General features: G+C 67.4%; 12 protein-coding genes. 5 read left to right on the top strand and 7 right to left on the bottom strand.

Annotated elements, in window-relative coordinates; all coding sequences use genetic code 11:
- Positions 1 to 47: 47 nt before the first annotated feature.
- The 4 genes from V5F61_RS10830 to V5F61_RS10815 form a co-directional block, all read right to left on the bottom strand.
- Positions 48 to 1,253, bottom strand: coding sequence for a lytic murein transglycosylase (locus V5F61_RS10830; protein WP_393990384.1), 1,206 nt, complete (start codon positions 1,251 to 1,253; stop codon positions 48 to 50).
- Between the two features lie 227 nt (positions 1,254 to 1,480).
- Positions 1,481 to 2,032, bottom strand: a complete 552-nt coding sequence (locus V5F61_RS10825) for a TetR/AcrR family transcriptional regulator (RefSeq protein WP_393990356.1) — start codon at positions 2,030 to 2,032, stop codon at positions 1,481 to 1,483.
- Entirely contained in the window at positions 2,029 to 5,166 is a 3,138-nt protein-coding gene (locus V5F61_RS10820; RefSeq protein ID WP_393990357.1) for a multidrug efflux RND transporter permease subunit, read from the bottom strand. Before V5F61_RS10820 ends, V5F61_RS10825 begins: the two co-directional genes overlap by 4 nt.
- 9 nt (positions 5,167 to 5,175) lie before the next feature.
- Positions 5,176 to 6,306, bottom strand: coding sequence for an efflux RND transporter periplasmic adaptor subunit (locus V5F61_RS10815; RefSeq protein WP_393990385.1), 1,131 nt, complete (start codon positions 6,304 to 6,306; stop codon positions 5,176 to 5,178).
- A gap of 474 nt (positions 6,307 to 6,780) precedes the next feature.
- Between V5F61_RS10815 and V5F61_RS10810 the strand changes: the two genes are divergently transcribed.
- Positions 6,781 to 10,095 (top strand): hypothetical protein, encoded by a 3,315-nt coding sequence (locus V5F61_RS10810; protein ID WP_393990358.1) that lies wholly within the window; start codon positions 6,781 to 6,783, stop codon positions 10,093 to 10,095.
- 52 nt (positions 10,096 to 10,147) lie between these two features.
- On the opposite strand, the gene V5F61_RS10805 is transcribed toward V5F61_RS10810, so the two are convergent.
- Entirely contained in the window at positions 10,148 to 10,897 is a 750-nt protein-coding gene (locus tag V5F61_RS10805; protein ID WP_393990359.1) for a sulfite exporter TauE/SafE family protein, read from the bottom strand.
- 200 nt (positions 10,898 to 11,097) lie between these two features.
- Between V5F61_RS10805 and V5F61_RS10800 the strand changes: the two genes are divergently transcribed.
- A complete protein-coding gene (locus tag V5F61_RS10800) occupies positions 11,098 to 11,985 on the top strand; it encodes a LysR family transcriptional regulator (protein ID WP_393990360.1) in 888 nt (295 codons plus the stop codon).
- 56 nt (positions 11,986 to 12,041) lie between these two features.
- Complete coding sequence (locus V5F61_RS10795; RefSeq protein WP_393990361.1) at positions 12,042 to 12,875, top strand: aldo/keto reductase; 834 nt, start codon at positions 12,042 to 12,044, stop codon at positions 12,873 to 12,875.
- 24 nt (positions 12,876 to 12,899) lie between these two features.
- Here the strand turns inward: V5F61_RS10795 and V5F61_RS10790 are convergent, their stop codons facing one another.
- Together V5F61_RS10790 and V5F61_RS10785 are read right to left on the bottom strand one after the other, a co-directional pair.
- Positions 12,900 to 13,628, bottom strand: a complete 729-nt coding sequence (locus V5F61_RS10790) for a retropepsin-like aspartic protease family protein (RefSeq protein ID WP_393990362.1) — start codon at positions 13,626 to 13,628, stop codon at positions 12,900 to 12,902.
- 167 nt (positions 13,629 to 13,795) lie between these two features.
- A complete protein-coding gene (locus tag V5F61_RS10785) occupies positions 13,796 to 14,587 on the bottom strand; it encodes an adenosylcobinamide-GDP ribazoletransferase (protein WP_393990363.1) in 792 nt (263 codons plus the stop codon).
- A 227-nt stretch (positions 14,588 to 14,814) separates the two neighbouring features.
- Between V5F61_RS10785 and V5F61_RS10780 the strand changes: the two genes are divergently transcribed.
- Positions 14,815 to 16,047, top strand: coding sequence for a peptidoglycan DD-metalloendopeptidase family protein (locus V5F61_RS10780; protein WP_393990364.1), 1,233 nt, complete (start codon positions 14,815 to 14,817; stop codon positions 16,045 to 16,047).
- Positions 16,048 to 16,148: 101 nt separating this feature from the next.
- Positions 16,149 to 17,159, top strand: coding sequence for a beta-N-acetylhexosaminidase (gene nagZ, locus V5F61_RS10775; RefSeq protein WP_393990365.1), 1,011 nt, complete (start codon positions 16,149 to 16,151; stop codon positions 17,157 to 17,159).

The following is a 17,159-nucleotide window of genomic DNA, read 5'->3' as shown; positions in this document are numbered from 1 at the left end:
AGTGACAGGCAAAGCCAGGAATGTCGCCCTTCGCGCCTTCGAGGCCGCTATCTCGCCCCGTTCATCGAGCGGAGCACCGTTTCGCTCGGCCAGCAATCCACTTTCAGTCCCGCCGACTTCTGATAGGCCCCAAGGGCCGCGCGGGTCAGCATGCCCGCCTTGCCGTCGATTTTGTCCCGGTAAAGGCCGGCGCGGGTCAGGTACTTCTGCATTGCTTCCACAGATGTTGTGCGCAGCTGTGTCGAGGCCGACCACGGGGTTCCGAATGGCTGGGGGTCCACCATTCTGTCGGAGAGATGGCCGACGAAGAGCACGTAAAGATCTGAAAAGTTATACTCCTTGATCACGAAGTAATTTTTTGTGGTCAGGAATGAGGGGCCATAGATGCCCTCCGGCTGAAGCAGAGACGCCGCTTGCCCCTGCTCGATAGTGGAGAGACTCTGCACGCGCAGTGGTGCAAAGCCTGCGCGCAGCCATTCGCCGATCGGCCTTTGAACTTCAGGCACGCCCATGGTGCAGTCGACATCAGCCGGCGCGCGGACCTCGTAGGCCCAGCGCACGCCGGGCTGCCAGCCCTTGTCGGCGAGCTGCTTGGCTGCGGAGGCCAGCGCATCCGGCACCGAATGCCAGATATCGACGCGGCCATCGCCATCAAGATCGACGCCATGCTTGTAATATTCTGAGGGGAGAAACTGCGTCAGGCCGCTGGCGCCCGCCCAGGACGAACGAAACTCTCCACGTGAAACCACGCCCTCATCGAGAATCTTCAGCGCGAAGATGAATTCGTCACGATACTGCTCCTTGCGGCGGCCCACATAGGCCTGCGTCGCCACCACGCGCAGGGTGTCATAAGGAGATGTGTAGCGGCCGTAATCGGTTTCTCGTGCCCACAGCGCCAGTACCATCGTCGCGGGCACGCCGAACTGTCGCTCGATCAGATCGAGCGCCGCCCGGTGCTTCTGCATCTGCCGCTGCCCCTCGGCGGCGAGCCGCGCGATAGTGGCTTCCTTCACATAGCTCGCCGGGACCTGCACGAACTCCGCCTGTGCCGAGGCGCCGGTCGCCGGTCGTCCCGGCAGGGCAAGATCCGGCAGCTTGTAGTTGGGCTCAAGGCCGCGCGTCTCGCGCTCGAACGTCTCGCGCGAGACGCCGGCGGCCTGAGCCTCCGGCCAGAGCGATGCAATGAAGCGCGTGAAGGCGGCATCCTCCGTTGCGCGTGCGGAGGATTGAAGCGCCAGCGCCGAAAGCAGCAGCGCGAGGATGATTGTGCAACGGGCTGCTCGCAAGGAACCGCTCTCACCTGGATTTCGATCACGCTTGTCCCCGTTCGCACGGGGACGCTATGAACGCGCGGCATGGGCTACGCGTCAATGCGTATTGCCCTGATGCGCCATGAGAGGGGGTGTTCCCTTTGACGGTCCGCGCCATTCGCCGTTCGTCGGGCTATGGCCACATCGGCGCCACCCCTGTTGGAACTGGGTCAGCGGTTCCGCGTCATGGCCAACAGCGCCTCGATCAGCTGCTCACGGTCGTGTTCTGAGGATGCACCGACATCTGTCACATCGGCGAGCCACACACCGTCCGCCGCCGCGCGCACGATCTGCATGGCGACGGTGTTTTCCTCCGGGCCCAGGGCTGAGAGCCTGTCGCTGATCCAGACGCCCCAACGTTCCCGCATGGTGGCCTCGGCCAGCAGCAGTACGGCGAGGCTGTTCCAGCGCTCCGCGACATTGTCGAGATTGGCCAGGAGATAGGCTCGGGTGAAGCGGCCGTGCGGGTCCGCATCCTGCGCCATCAGCTCTTCCAGCCTCGCCTCGAAATTCCGAAGGAGCTCGTGCTGCAGGGCGTCCAGCAGGTCCCGCTTGGTGGGGAAATGATGAAGCAATCCCCCCTTGCTGACCCCGGCCGCCCGCGCCACCGCGTCGAGGGTCAGGGCGTGCAGGCCGTTTTCCACGCATAGCCGCGCCGCCACCTCCAGAAGCTGGCTGCGCACCACCTGGGGCTGCTTCTTGCGGCGATGGGCCTCGCTCATGCCGTTCCCCTCCCTGCGTCTACCGCCCCGGCATCCTCCATCGGCTGGCGCCGCGCGAACAGGCGCGACACGACCACGTAGAACACCGGAACGAACACCACCGCGAGCAGGGTGGCCGAGAGCATTCCGCCGAGCACACCGGTGCCGATGGCATTCTGGCTACCGGCGCTCGCGCCCACCGCGATCGCCAGCGGGGTGACCCCCAGGATGAAGGCGAGCGAGGTCATGATGATGGGCCGGAAGCGCAGGAATGCCGCCTCCAGCGCTGCCTCCCGGATGGATCGCCCTTCCGCGCGCAGATCCTTGGCGAACTCCACGATCAGGATCGCGTTCTTCGCCGAGAGGCCGATGATGGCGATGAGCCCGACCTTGAAATAGATGTCGTTGGGCATGTCGCGCAGCATCACCGCCGTCACGGAGCCGATGACGCCCAGCGGCACCACCAGCATCACCGAGAGCGGAATGGACCAGCTCTCGTAAAGCGCCGCCAGCAGCAGGAACACGAACAGCACGCTGAGGGCGAGCAGGAACGGCGCCTGTGTGCCCGACTGGATCTCCTGGAGCGATTGGCCGGACCACTCGAAGCCGAATCCGGGCGGAAGCTGGCCCGCCAGAATCTCCATCTGTGTGATGGCATCACCCGAAGACCGGCCGGGCGCAGCGTCTCCCGCGAGGCGGATCGCCGGATAGCCATTGAAGCCGACGATCTGGGTCGGCCCCTTCGACCACTCCAGGTGTGCCACCGCCGAAAGCGGCACCATGCCGCCCGAGGCATTGCGGACATTGAGCTTCAGCAGATCTGCCGCCTGCATGCGGCGGGGTGCGTCGGCCTGCACGGTCACGCGCTGCATGCGCCCCGCATTCGGGAAGTCGTTCACATAGGAGGAACCCAGGCTCGCCGAGAGGGTCGAATTGATGTCGGCGAACGCCACGCCGAAGGCATTGGCCTTCTCCCGGTCGATGATGAGATGGAGCTGCGCCGCATTGGCGAGCCCCTCGATGCGCGGTCCCGCCAGAACGGGGCTCGCCCCGGCGGCGGCGAGGAGCTGGCCGCCCGCCGCGTCGAGGGCGGCGTGGCCGCGCCCGGAGCGATCCTGAAGACGGAAGGTGAAGCCGGATGACGTGCCGAGCCCCTCGATGGGCGGCGGCGAGAGGGCGAAGGTCATGGCGTCCCGGATGCCGGACAGCTCCATGTTGGCGCGTTGGGCGATGGCATTCGCGCTGTCCTGCGGGCCGCGCGCACTCCAGTCCTTCAGCACCACGAAGGCGATGGCCGCGTTCTGTCCGTTGCCGGAGAAGCTGAAGCCCTGGATGGCGAAGATGTCGGAAACCGCCTTCTCCTTCTTGAAGACCGCCTCCACCTTCTTCACCGCCTCCAGCGTGCGGGTGCCGGTTGCCTCCGGCGGGGTCTGGATGTCGACGATCAGGTAGCCCTGGTCCTCGGTCGGCAGGAAGGCCGAGGGCAGGCGCATGAATGCCCAGCCGAGGCCGATCAGCAGCGCGAGATAAACGAGCATCATCCGCCCGGCACGATCAACCGCCCAGCCCACGAGCCCGCGATAGCCGCGGGCGGTGCGATCGAAGCCACGGTTGAACATGCCGAAGAAGCCGCGCTTCTCATGGTGGCCCTGGGGCACCGGCTTCAGGAAGGTGGCGCACATGGCCGGCGTGAGCGACAGCGCCAGAAAGCCCGAGAACAGGATGGAGACCACCATGGTCAGGCTGAACTGGCGATAGATGATACCGGTGACGCCCGGAAAGAAAGCCATGGGCACGAACACCGCCGTGAGCACCAGGGTGATCCCGATGATGGCGCCGCCGATCTGCCCCATGGCCTTGCGGGTGGCCTCACGCGGGGAAAGGCCCTCCCTCGCCATCAGGCGCTCGACGTTTTCCACCACCACGATGGCGTCGTCCACGAGGATGCCGATGGCCAGCACCATGGCGAACATGGTGAGCACGTTTATGGAAAACCCCGCCGCCAGCATCACCGCGCAGGTGCCCAGCAGCGCCACCGGCACCACCACCGTGGGAATGAGCGTGTAGCGCACGTTCTGGAGGAACAGGAACATCACCACGAACACCAGGGCCACCGCCTCGGCGAGGGTCTGGAGCACCTTCTTGATGGAAATCTCGACGAAGGGCGTGGTGTCGTAGGGGATGGACGCCTTGATGCCTGGCGGGAAGAAGCGCTCCAGCTCAGCGATCTTCGCCCGGACCGCCTGCGAGGTGGCGAGCGCATTTCCGGTGGCGGAAAGCTGGACGCCCACGGATGCGCTGGGCTGGCCGTTCAGGCGGCTGGTGAAGTTGTAGTCCTCGCCCCCCACCTCCACATGCGCCACGTCGCGCAGGCGGACGGTGGAGCCGTCGGGATTGGCGCGCAGCACGATGGCGCCGAATTCCTCCGGCGTGCCGAGCTGGCCCTTCACCAGCACCGGCGCGGAGGTTTCCTGGCTGACGGGATTGGGTAGCGCGCCGATGCGGCCCGCGGCCACCTGCGCGTTCTGCGCCTGGATCGCCTGGGTGATGTCATCGGCCGTGAGGCGCAGGCCGAGCATCTTGTCCGGGTCCACCCACACCCGCATGGCGCGCTGGGTGGAGAAGAGCTGCGCCTTTCCGACACCCTCCAGGCGCCGCAGCTCGCTCAGCACGTTTCGGGTGGCGTAGTCGCCGAGGGCGAGCTCATCGGTCTTGCCGTCGGTGGAGGTGAGGGAGACCACGAGCAGGAACGAGCTTGCGGCCTCCTCCACCGTGATGCCCTGCTGAACCACCGGCCGCGGCAGGCGCGATTCCACCCGGCGGATGCGGTTCTGCACATCCACCGAGGCCTGCTCCACCGAAGTGCCGGGCGTGAAGGTGGCGGTGATCTGCACCGCGCCGGACGCATCCGAGGTGGACTCGAAGTACATGAGCCCGCGAATGCCGTTCAGCTCCTCCTCGATCAGGCGGGTCACGCCCTGATACAGCTCTTCCGGCGAAGCTCCGGGGTAGGAGGTGGATATCGCGATCTGCGGCGGGGCGATGCTGGGATACTGTGAGACCGGCAGCATCGGAATGGAGATGGCACCGCCGATCATGATGAAGATCGCGACCACCCAGGCGAAGATCGGCCGGTCGATGAAGAAGTTGGGCATCGGCGCGGCTCAATGTTCGGTGGCGGAGCCGGCGGAGGCGACCGGCTGCCAGGGCTGGGGATCTACGGCGGCGCCGGGGGCCAGGACCTGGAAGCCCTCCACCACCACGCGATCGCCTGGCTTGAGCCCGCGATCGATGACCCAGCGGTTGTTGACGATCCGCCCCGCCGTGACCTTGCGCAGCTCCGCCTTGTTGTCGGCGCCGATGACGAAGACCTGGGCGGCGCCGCCGGCGTCGCGCTGCACCGCGCGCTCGGGCACGGCCAGCGCATCGGCCTGCTCGCCCTGAACGATCTGGACGCGCACATACATGCCCGGCAGGAGATCCCCGCCCGGATTGGGAAATTCGCCGCGCAGGATGATCTGCCCGGTGCTGGCATCCACCGCCGCCTCCGAGAACAGGAAGCGGCCCTTGTGGGCATAAGGCGTGCCGTCGTCGAAATTCAGGACGACGTGCGCGCGGCTCGCATCGGAGCCGGCGGCGCGGGCCTCAGCCTCGGCGGCGCGCCTCAGCGCAAGCAACTGGTTCGCGGACTGCGTGAAGTCGGCATAGATGGGATCGAGCTGCTGGATGGTGGCGAGGCTCTGTGCATCGGTGGCGCTGACGAGTGCGCCTTCGGTTACCAGCGCCCGCCCGATCCGCCCGCCGATGGGCGCCCGCACCTCGGTGTACTGCAGGTCCAGCTCGGCAGCGTCCAGCCCAGCCTTGGCGGCGGCGACGTCGGCGTCGGCCTGGGCAAGCTCCGCCACGGCGATGTCGTAGCTCTGGTCCGAAGTGATCTGGCGGTTCTTCAGTTTGGACTGCCGGTCTTCCTTCTGCTTGGCGAGGGTGCGCGTGGCTTCCGCCCGCGCCAGCGCCGCCTTGGCACTGTCCACCTTCACACGGAACGGGGCTGGATCGATCCGGTAGAGCACGTCCCCCTCCTTCACCACGCTGCCCTGCTCGAACACCCGCGCGACGAGGATGCCGGAGACGCGCGGCCGCACCTCCGCGATGCGCGTCGGCGCGATGCGGCCGGGCAGCTCATTGGTGATGGGGAGCGTCTCCGGCACGACAGTGACCACCGCGACGGACGCGGGCGGCGGAGCGGCCGTGGCGGTGGCCTCGCTGTTTTCGCCGCAGCCCGCGATCCCGAGCATGGCGAGAACGGATGCGGCGAGGGACAGGCGGAGCGAGGATGGAAGGGAGGGCACCTTCATCACCTTCAGGTTCTGGAGCTATGAGATGGAGCCCCCAATAGCAGACGGAATAAAAACCGTCCAGATGGTATGTTTTCCCGGCGTCACGGGCCTTCATATGGGCGGCCCAAGGGATCGGGCATGCCGTTTCGCTCCAAGATCCAATTCTCAGGCCCCATTCCACCCTGCACGGCGCCCAGCGCTGGCGTGGCCGGCTTCCGATCTTCCCCGGCGGTCAGATGCAGCGCAGGTTGCCGCAAATCCGACGGGCACGTGCCGCGCGTGGTCGGGCGTAGGTTTTCGTTAAGAAATTTGGCCGGTTCATTGATCCGAGATTGACCCGTCATGAGTCGCATCTAGAGTTATGGCCACGTTAGCGCTGGCCTCGGGGCGAGGGGGGTGGCGCGGAACTCCCATGCGCCGCCTGGACCTGCGATGACCACGCTCACGCTCAATCTGACGTCGACGCTTCAAGGCACGCTGACTAGCGGGACGCCGAACGGCGTCTGGGCCTATGCGGTCTATTTCGACACGAGCGGCGCGGCGCACTTTACGAATCTGGTGGAAAACGGCACGCTTCAGGGCGGCGGGGCCGGCACCTTCAGCATCGATCTGCCGCAGATGGGCGGCGGCAAGATCTATTTCCTGATCCAGAGCCAGGATACCGGGAACAGCCACGACCTTTCGTCTCTCATCACGTCGGAAGCCGACATCAGCTGGCAAAACGCCGCGAGCTGGGATTTCCGCTACGACAGCTTTGAGTTCTCCCTGCTCAACGCCACCGGAGACGCCGGCAACCTCACCTCGGTGAATGGCTTCGGCCTGCCGATGCAGGTGAGCGTCGCCTACCCCGTGAGCGGCAACGCGACTCAGAGCGTCAGCTATGCCATCAGCGGCGCGGACATGTTTACGAAGCTCGGCGCGGCGGCGAGCGGCGTTCTTTATACCTACACCGATCCCGCCGGTGCGCTCCATGGCGACGACCGCATGGCCATCGCTCCGGCCACGTCCGTGGTGAGTGGAGCGACCGCCTTCCAGGCCTCCGACTGGAATGCCTATGTCCAGAGCCTCGAAGTGGCGAATCCGGGAATCACCATCTCCGGCTTCTTCAACGGCGCGCCGGACGCGAACAATGTCTATCACAACGCCGCCTACTACGCGTACACGCTGAGCTGGGACCCGACCCACCAGAATATCGACGGCACCACTGGAACCTTCTGGCTTTCTCCCACTGAGGAAAGCCAGGTCAAGGGCTATATCCAGATCTCGCCCGAGCAGCTCGCCAACAGCATCTACTCGACCCTCGGGGACGCGTACGTCTATTCAAGCCCTGACGCTCAGACGCCTTACACCATCCTGCACTCCGGCTCTGAGGCTATGAACACGGGAGCCAACAACCAGTGGGGGACGGTCTTTACGCAATTCCTTACTGGGTTTTCCGCGGGATATTACAATGTAGAGGGTGCATCTCCCAATAGTTCCGTCACAACAGCGATTAATCTCAACACGAACATTAATTGGGATCCGACCTATGCCTTCGGTCGATCCTTGGCGGGAACTGCTACCCCGCTATATATGGATCATTATTCGGAAGTATTTTTCCTCAACTCGAATTCCTATGGCTCGAATTATTCCGACAATTTGATGAGCCACTATAGCCAGGGCGGGCCCCTGGTGTCGCTTTATGACGGCTCCGGCAATGTCGGAAACGTCAATCTCACCATCTATGACGATAGCGAGACGCCCAGCGGTTACACCACGCCGAGTATCGCGAACTACATTTCCGGAGCGACTTTCTCGCCTGTGGTCGCGAATACCAACGGTCTGAACATCGCGCTCTCCCTCGCGAACCAGACCATGGTGCTCGACGAGACGGAAGCCAGCATCACCTTCCGCTTCCAGACCGCAACGGGTGTGTGGTCGCAGGTCGAGCTCTCGGCGGAGGGCAACACCGCGAACGGTTCGCTCTGGGATGTGTGGACCATCACGCAGAATGCCGACGGCACCTATTCGGCGAGCGCGGCAGGCGTGGATGAACCGGCCGGCACGCTGTTGATCAACAACATGCCGACACCGGCCTCTGGCACTGCATGGTACCAGCTGGTGGTGCACGACGTGAATGACCCCGCGGGCACTGCGGCCTCCGCGAAGACCTACAATCTCTACACCACCACCACCGACACGGGGAGCGGCGCGCAGTTCGTGAACCCTGAGAGCAGCGCCGGCTCCCTCGCGGTGGATGGCCTTGCGCTCATCAGCGTTCCCACTGGAGAAGGCGCGACACTGCCGACCTTTTCGCTCTCCTTCCTCTACAGCGGCACGTCCACCATCGATTCTTCGCTGCTGACCACGAATGTTTCTTCCTCGCTGCTGCAGGGCGCGGCGCAACCCACCTCGCCTTTGGTCGGGGACATGTCCACCGGGGTGTTCACGCTGCTGAGCGGCCAGACCACGACGACAAACGTCTCCGCGACCGCTACCGCCTCGGGGGTGCTTGCCTTCGGTTGGACCGGCGAAAATCCCGCCTTCTGGTGGTCGGCATCCGACAACGCGACGCAGGGCGGCCCGCCGCCGATCGCGGGCTACACCAACAAGATCGGCGCCGAAAATATCGCACACATCTCCATTTCCGGCACCGGCGGCTCAAACATCGCCCCTGTCAACGCGACCGCGGATCTCGACGGCCAATGGGTGTCGCCCAATGTGCAGCTGGGGAACGGCACCTACACCATCACCATGCAGGAGTTCCTGCCCGGCGACAGCACCTATTCCAATCCGGTGACCCCCGTTTCCAGCACGCTGACGCTCAACGTGGCATTGCCTTCCCTTGGGCTCGGCGCCGCCGGCGGTAACGCGCTGGTTCTCGACAATTCGAGCCACCCGGACGCTACGGGCAACTGGATCCGCTTCCAGGCCGCCGGCGGCCAGTCCGCGTTACCGAATGATGCGACGCTGCTGCTTTACGCCACCGACGCTTCCGGCAATCTGGTCGCCCGCGACGGCCACACGGGCGCGGATGTCACCCTCTCCGATGCGACGCTGGGGAAGATCGGCTCGATCTACAGCGATGCCGGAGCAAATCTCCTGGATGGCGTCCAGCAGGTGTACCTGGGGAGCGGCCTGCAGCTGCATTTCGCGGTGCTGAGCGGCTCCGGCGCCGTCAACATGTCTCCGGACATGCAGGTGAACACGGGTGCCTTCGGCGCGGCTTCGGTGACGGTCGGGGGATTTTCGCTCACGGCGGAGACCGACAACGACCTGTCCCTTGCCGCGCAGCTGGCCGGCACCCAGAGGGAAACCAATCAGCCGTTGCTCTACCTCAACCATGGGGAGGTGATGACTCTCGACATTACCGGGAGCGGCGCCAACACCAACACCCTCGGCTTCGTGCACGTGAACGTGGATCCCGCCGGCAACTGGAGTGTCGGCGGCGTGGCCTATGGCGACACGGCGGAGTTCCACGCGGCGCTGATGGCCAACCTGGATAGCGGCATGACTGTCGTGCGGGGGGGCAACAATTCGTTCGAGACCAATTGGACCGTCCAGGGTAGCGACGGCTATTACGCACCTGTGCTTCTGACGCAGAACGGCGACGTTCTGTTCATCGGGGACAGCAACCCCGGCGGGTATGAATATATCCGTATGTACGGCGAAAACACCTTCGCCTTCGAGGACCTCACCTACGCGCAGCACTCCGACTTCGACTACAACGACATGGTGATGAAGATCACGCCAAGCGGTCTGGTCTAGCGCCTGCGCCATGTCGGGAATGCGGCATGCTCTGGGCGCGGCTCGGTCGCGTTCAGAGGTGCAGCTTCAGCAGCAGCTCGATGCCCAGCGCCATCAGGCAGACCAGGAAACCGCGGCGAAATACCCGCGGGCTGAGGACCCGCCGCAGGACCTGGCCGACCCACATTCCGGCGAGCGCGGGGACCACCGCGAGCGCCGACGGGGCAAGGTGGTCCAGGGGGAAGGCGCCGCGCAGCCCGAGGCTCAGCGCCAGGGCCAGGGTGGAGATGGTGAACGACAGCCCCAGCGCCTGCACGAGGTCGTCTTTCTCCAGCGCGAGCGCCTGCAGGTAGGGCACCGCGGGCAGCACGAACACGCCGGTGGCGCCGGCCACCAGACCCGTCAACGCGCCGACGAGCGGCGACAGCCATGGCTCGGCATGGCGGGGCACATGAAGCTGGTGCGCGAGGAGCGTGTACGCGGAATAGGCGATCAGGGCGCCGCCGAGGGCCGAGGAGGCCGTGCCGGCGCCGGCCTCCGCAAGCCAGGAAGACCCCAGCAGCGTTCCGAGGACGATGGCCGTCATCATCGGCCACAGCCTGCGCAGCAGCGGGCGCAGCGCCGGGCCGGCGGAAAGCTGCCAGACGTTGGTGATGAACGAGGGCACGATCAGCAGGCTTGCGGCGGCGAGCGGCGAGACCAAGGTGCCAAGAATGCCCATCGCCATGGTCGGCAGGCCCATGCCGGTGACGCCTTTCACCACGCCGGCCGCGAAGAACGTCGCGGCGACCGCGGGAATAAGCGAGGTCGGGAATTCCATCATGCCTCCTGTCTGAAGCGTTCTCCGTCCGCCTGAACTCCCGGCGAACGCTCGAGGTTCTTGAGTCCGCGCATCTTCTTCACGCGAACCCGTGTCCACTTCGCCGGCAAATGCTCTAGGCGCCCTTGGTGGATGGACAATGCGGATGTTCCGTTGGCTGCCTTCGGCTGGCCCGAAGGCAGCCAACCGGCTATGCTGCCCTCATGCGGTTCGACCTTACGGATCTGCGCCTGTTCCTCGCCGTGGTGGAGGCAGGCAGCATCACCCATGGCGCGGCGGAGGCCGGTCTTTCGCTGCCCGCCGCGAGCGAGCGCCTGCGCGAGATGGAAGCCACCGGCGAGGTCGTGCTGCTCACGCGCGGCCGGCGTGGTGTGGCACCGACGGCGGCGGGGGAGGCGCTCGCCCACCATGCGCGCGCCGTGCTGCACCAGATGGCCTGCCTGCGCGGGGAGCTCGGGGAATATGCCAGGGGGCTGCGCGCCACCATCCGCCTGCTGGCCAACACCGCCGCCGTCACGGAGCTGCTGCCGGAGCGCCTTGCGCCCTGGATGGCCGCCCATCCGCAGGCGGATGTGGAGCTGAAGGAGCGACAGAGCGGGGAGATCGCGCGGAGCATCGCTGCGGGGCATGCCGAGATCGGCATTCTCTCCGATGCGGTGGAGCCCCACGGGCTCGATCTTCGTCCCTTTGCCGTGGATCGCCTGGTGGTGGTGGCCGCGCGCGCTCATCCGCTGGCAGGGCAGGCGCGCCTGGGGTTCACCGATCTGCTGGAGCAGCCCTTCGTCGGCCTCTCCGACGGCGCCCTGCAGGAGCATCTGGAGATGCAGGCGGCGCGGCTTGGGCACCGGCTCAAGATGCGCGTGAAGGTGCGCACCTTTGAGGGCATCTGCCGGATGGCAGGGGCGGGCGTGGGGATCGGCATCGTTCCTGAGAGCGCGGCCCGTCGCTGCCGGCGCGCCGCGCAGGTCGCGCCTGTCCGCCTCGACGACCCATGGGCGACACGACGGCTGTCCGTCTGCGTGCGTCACGAAGGCGAGCTTGCCGCGCCCGCCCGCAGCCTGTTCCTGCATCTGGCGGCGGGGCTTCGGTGAATCGGCCGGATGCCCTATCTGTAAGGTCGACCTTGGCAGCGACAGGATGATCGCCGATGCGCAAGACAGTTCACCTTCCCGGCGGCGAGGCCGTCGGCGCCCTCGGGCAGGGCACGTGGTACATGGGCGAGCGGGCGGAGCAGCGCGCGGCGGAGGTCGCGGCTCTGCGCGCGGGGCTCGATCTCGGCATCGACCTCATCGATACCGCCGAGATGTATGGCGAGGGCGGTGCGGAGGACGTCGTGGGCGAGGCCATCGCCGGCCGGCGGGATGGTGTGTTCCTGGTGAGCAAGGTCTACCCCCACAACGCGAGCCGCGCGGGCGTGGCGGCGGCCTGCGAGCGCAGCCTGAAGCGCCTGCGCACCGATCGCATCGATCTTTATCTCCTGCATTGGCGCGGGGAGCACCCGCTGGTGGAGACCATCGCCGGCTTCGAGGCGCTCCAGCGGGCGGGCAAGATCCGCCATTGGGGCGTAAGCAATTTCGATGTGGCGGACATGGAGGAGCTGCGCGCGGCCGGCGGCAGCGCCTGCGCGGCCAACCAGATTCTGTATAATCCCAGCCGGCGCGGGCCGGAGTTCGACCTCCTGCCCTGGCTTTCGGCCGCCGGCATCCCGTCCATGGCCTACAGCCCCATCGAGCAGGGGCGCCTGCCGCGCGAAGGCGCGCTCGGTCGCGTGGCCCGCAAGCACGCCGTGGACCCGTTCCAGGTGGCCCTTGCCTGGGTGATGCGGCGGCCGGATGTCATCGCCATTCCCAAGGCGACCCGCATCGCCCATGTGGAGGCGAACGCACGCGCGCGCGAGATCGTGCTCGACGCGGAGGATCTCGCCGAGATCGACCGGGACTTTCCCCCGCCCGCCCGCAAGGCGGAGCTGGAGATGATCTGACGCCCGTGTGCCGCGCCGCCGCCTTCAGGGCGCGCGGGCGCCGCGCATGATGAGCCGGTTGCCGCGGAACTCGAAGGCTTCGAGGCGGGACAGGAAGGTCATGCCCAACAGCGAGCTGCGGAGCGCGCCGGCCGGAGAGACCAACGCCGGCACCCGCCGCTCCACGATGCCGCCCACGATGATGTTGTCGATTAGCACCGAGGCGGCCTTCACCCGGCCGTTGGCGGTGTCCACCGGCACGTCGTAGGTGAGAAACTCGATGGGCAGGCCGGCGGCGCGGGCGGCCTCCTGGCTCAGCACCACGGAGGAAGCGCCGGTGTCCACGAGCATGGCGGTGCTGGCCCCGTTCACGCTCGCGGAGACCGAGAAATCTCCACCGGTGCCGCGCTCGATCTCCACCGTCACCTCGCCGCCGTTCCGGACCGTCAGTGCATGGCCCGGAACGAGTTGAGACATGAGGCGCTGGCCGAAGGCGCTCAGTGGCTCACGGTAAGTGTAGACCCCGCCCAGCAGCACCGCCACCAGCAGCCAGAACACGCTCGCGAGCAATGCTTCGGCAAACCTGCCGTGGAAGCGCGAGAGCAGGCCCCAGCCGATCCAGATGCCGATGGAGCCCAGCGCCACCAGGGCGCCGAACTGGTCGAGCCCCATGCCCGCTACCTCGCCCTGGTCGTGATGCGCCACCAGCACCACCAGGCCGATGAGCAGGATAACCAGGAGAACCCAGAGCAGTCGGTCGCTGCGATTGGCCATGGCGTCTCCCATTCTCGGTCCGCGGCCACCGCGGCGTTGCGGGCCCGGCGGGCGCGGGCTCTCCGTGATCGGCGCTCTCGCCCCGGCAGAGAGGGAAGACCAGGAGACAATCTCGTTCAAGCCGGGCGAACGGCCCGTGCACAGGTGCCGCCGGGTGGAAAGGGTGTTCAGCCGCGTGCGAAGATGAGGACCGCCAGGAGAAAGGCGATTTCGCAGGCCTGCTGGGTCGCGCCCGCTACGTCCCCGGTCTGCCCCCCCACCAGTCGCGCTGAGAGCCAGCCCATGGCGGCGAGCGCGAGAAGCGGCGCGATGAGCCCGGCGAAGGCCGCGCCTACGCCGAACGTGGGCACGACGATCACGACCACCACCAGCGCCGCGACGAGCCCGCAGGCGAGCGCGGCTGCCGGCGTCGGCTGCCCCACGGAGGCGGAAGCGCCGTCCGCCCGCGCCGAGGGCAGGGCGCGCAGAAGCAGGATGCCGGCCGCGCGCGCTACCGCCGCGGCTGCCGCGAATGCGAGGGCCGCCCGCAGCGCGCCGCTGGCCTCGATTACCGCCACCAGGGTGCCCACGCGCAGCATCAGCGCCAGAATGAGCGCCGTGGCCCCGAAGGAGCCGACCCGGCTATCGCGCATGATGGCAAGGCGGTGCTCGCGATCACGCCCGCCGCCGAAGCCGTCCGCGGTGTCCGCGAGGCCATCTTCCTGCAGGGCGCCGGTGATCACGACGAGAACTGTCACCGCCAGTGTGGCGCCGAGATAGGCTGGCAGATGAAGGCCCGTGGCGAGCAGCAGCGCCAGCCCGCCGATAGCGCCGAGCACCAGCCCCGCCAGGGGCACGGCATAGGCCAGCCGGCTCATGTCCGGGGCGGCGTGGGGCGCGGCGCCCCATTCCGGCAGCGGCAGCCGCGAGTAGAAGCGCAGCGCGGCGACGAGATCCTCTGCGATCGGCTTCAAAGCCATCTGCGGGGCACATCCTTGGATGGGGCGGGCGGGGGCGCCGCCCTAAAGAGCGTGAATGTGGGAGCCTGATTTGGCCTTCGGGTCAAGGCCTGCCTCCCTTCTGTGTCGAATCTGCAACGCCGGCAGAAATCCGTGCAAAGCCGCGCTGACGCAGGGTCGGCTTAAGTCCGCATTTACGCCTGGGGCCTCTAATGGGCGACAGTTCTGTTGCGTGCGAGTACGGTCACATGCGTAATTTCAGCGAGACCAAGGGGCGCCGCGTCGTCGCGCGACTGGCCGTGATCGGGCTCATGTCCGGTGCCGTAGCCGGTTGCAGTTCGGATTCGACGCGTTTTGCCGGTTTACCTGACTTCAATTTCGGCAACACCCAGCCCCAGGGGGCGGCGCCCGAGGTCACTGGCTCCCTGCGCCCCGCGCCTACGGGGCGGGTGGATTCCGCGGCGCTGCCGCCGCCCGGGCCTGCCGGCATGCCCAATTCCTACGCCGCCTCCGCTCCGGCTCAGCCCTACGGCTCCGCGAACTACGCGGCCGGCGGCAACTACGTTGCGCCGGGGTACACGCCTCCGTCCGCGCCCGCGGCGCCGCGTGTGGCCGGAGGCACCCATGTGGTGCAGGGCGGCGAGACGCTCGCCTCCGTGGCGCGCCTTTATAATGTGACGCCAGCGGCTCTCGGCGCCGCGAACAATATCGCTCCGGGCATGACGGTGCGCACCGGGCAGTCGCTCGTGATCCCCACCGGCGCCGCCGCTGCCACTGCGGTGCGTGCGGCTGTTCCCGCGACGCCCTCCGGTGGCACCCTGGGAACCATGCCCGCGCCGTCGCCCGTCGTGGCCTCCACGCATCCCGCTCCGCCGGTCACCGCTGCCGCCAAGCCCACCCAGGCCCCGGCACTCATGGCATCTGCTCCGGTGCCCTCGACGATGGCGCCAATGAAGACGGCTGCCGCGCCCGCGCCTGCCGCAAGTGCTCCGGCAAAGGTTGCTGCGGCACCGGTCGCCGAGCCCAAGATCGAAACCGCCGCCAAGGTCACCGCTGTGGCTGACGCGGGGGCCGATGACGCGCCCCGCGCGACCGGCGGCGGCCCGCAGTTCCGCGCCCCGGTGCGCGGCCGGGTGGTTTCCTCCTTCGGTCCGAAGCCGGGCGGTGCCCGCAACGATGGCGTGAATTTCGCGGTTCCGGAAGGCACCTCGGTGCGCGCCGCGGAAGACGGCGTCGTGGCCTATGCCGGCAACGAGCTGAAGGGCTACGGCAACCTCGTGCTCATCAAGCACGCCGACGGATATGTGACCGCCTATGCCCATGCCAGCGAGCTGGACGTGAAGCGCGGCGACACGGTGCGCCGTGGCCAGATCATCGCCAAGGCGGGCCAGAGCGGCAGCGTGCAGAGCCCGCAGCTCCACTTCGAGATCCGCAAGGGTTCGACCGCGGTCGATCCGGCGCGATACGTGGCCGGGCTCTGAGCCGGTCCGCAACAGAACCACCTCGGCCGGGCTCGTCCCGGCCTTTTTATTTGGGGCTCCCTCGCCTTGACGGGCGGCGGAGCCGCTTATAGGGGCAGATCATGTCGTCACGGGCTTTCATCGCCGGCTGCGCCGGTCTTCGCCTCTCCGCCGAGGAGCGGCGTTTCTTCTCCGCCGCCGCGCCGTGGGGCTTCATTCTGTTCGCGCGCAACGTGGAGAGCCCGGATCAGGTGCGCGCCCTCGTGGCCGAGATGCGCGACGCCGCCGGATGGGCCGCGCCGGTGCTGATCGACCAGGAGGGGGGGCGCGTTCAGCGCCTGCGGCCCCCGCACTGGGCGGAATATCCCCCGGCCGAGGCTTTCGGCGCGCTCTACCTGCGCGCGCCGGAGGCGGCGCTGCAGGCGACGCGGCTCAACTCGCGGGCTATCGCCGCGGATCTTTCCGATCTCGGTATCGATGTGGACTGCCTGCCGGTGGCGGACCTGCGGCATCCGGACGGGCACGGCATCATAGGCAACCGGGCCTACGGAACCGAGCCGGGCGCGGTGGCGGCTCTCGCCCGCGCGGCGGCGGAAGGGCTGCTGGATGGCGGCGTGCTGCCGGTGCTGAAGCACATTCCCGGCCACGGCCGCGCCCCGGTGGACAGCCACGAAAGATTGCCCGTGGTTCATGCGCCCCGCGCCGAGCTTGAAGGGGCGGACTTCGCCGCCTTCCGCGCTTTGAAGGACATTCCCCTGGGCATGACCGCCCACGTGGTCTACGCGGACATCGACGCCGAGCGGCCAGCCACGACCTCTCCGGTGGTGATGACGGAGGTGATCCGCGGCTCCATCGGCTTCGAGGGCGCGCTGATGAGCGATGACCTTTCCATGGGCGCCCTCGCCGGAACGCTGGAGCAGCGCGCGGTCGATGCCGCCGTCGCCGGCTGCGACCTGCTGCTGCACTGCAACGGCAAGATGGAGGAGATGGTGGAGGTGGCCGCCGCCGCGCCGGTGCTTCAGGGCCAGGCGGCGGAACGCGCCGAACGGGCGCTGGCGCTGCGCCGGCCGGGAACGGGGCATGACGCGGCTGCGCTGCGGGCCGATGTGGCCCGGCTCCTTTCTGCCGCCTGA

Source organism: Xanthobacter sediminis (assembly GCF_043195015.1).
Classification (GTDB): domain Bacteria; phylum Pseudomonadota; class Alphaproteobacteria; order Rhizobiales; family Xanthobacteraceae; genus Xanthobacter.
This window is presented reverse-complemented; position numbering and strand designations above follow the sequence as displayed.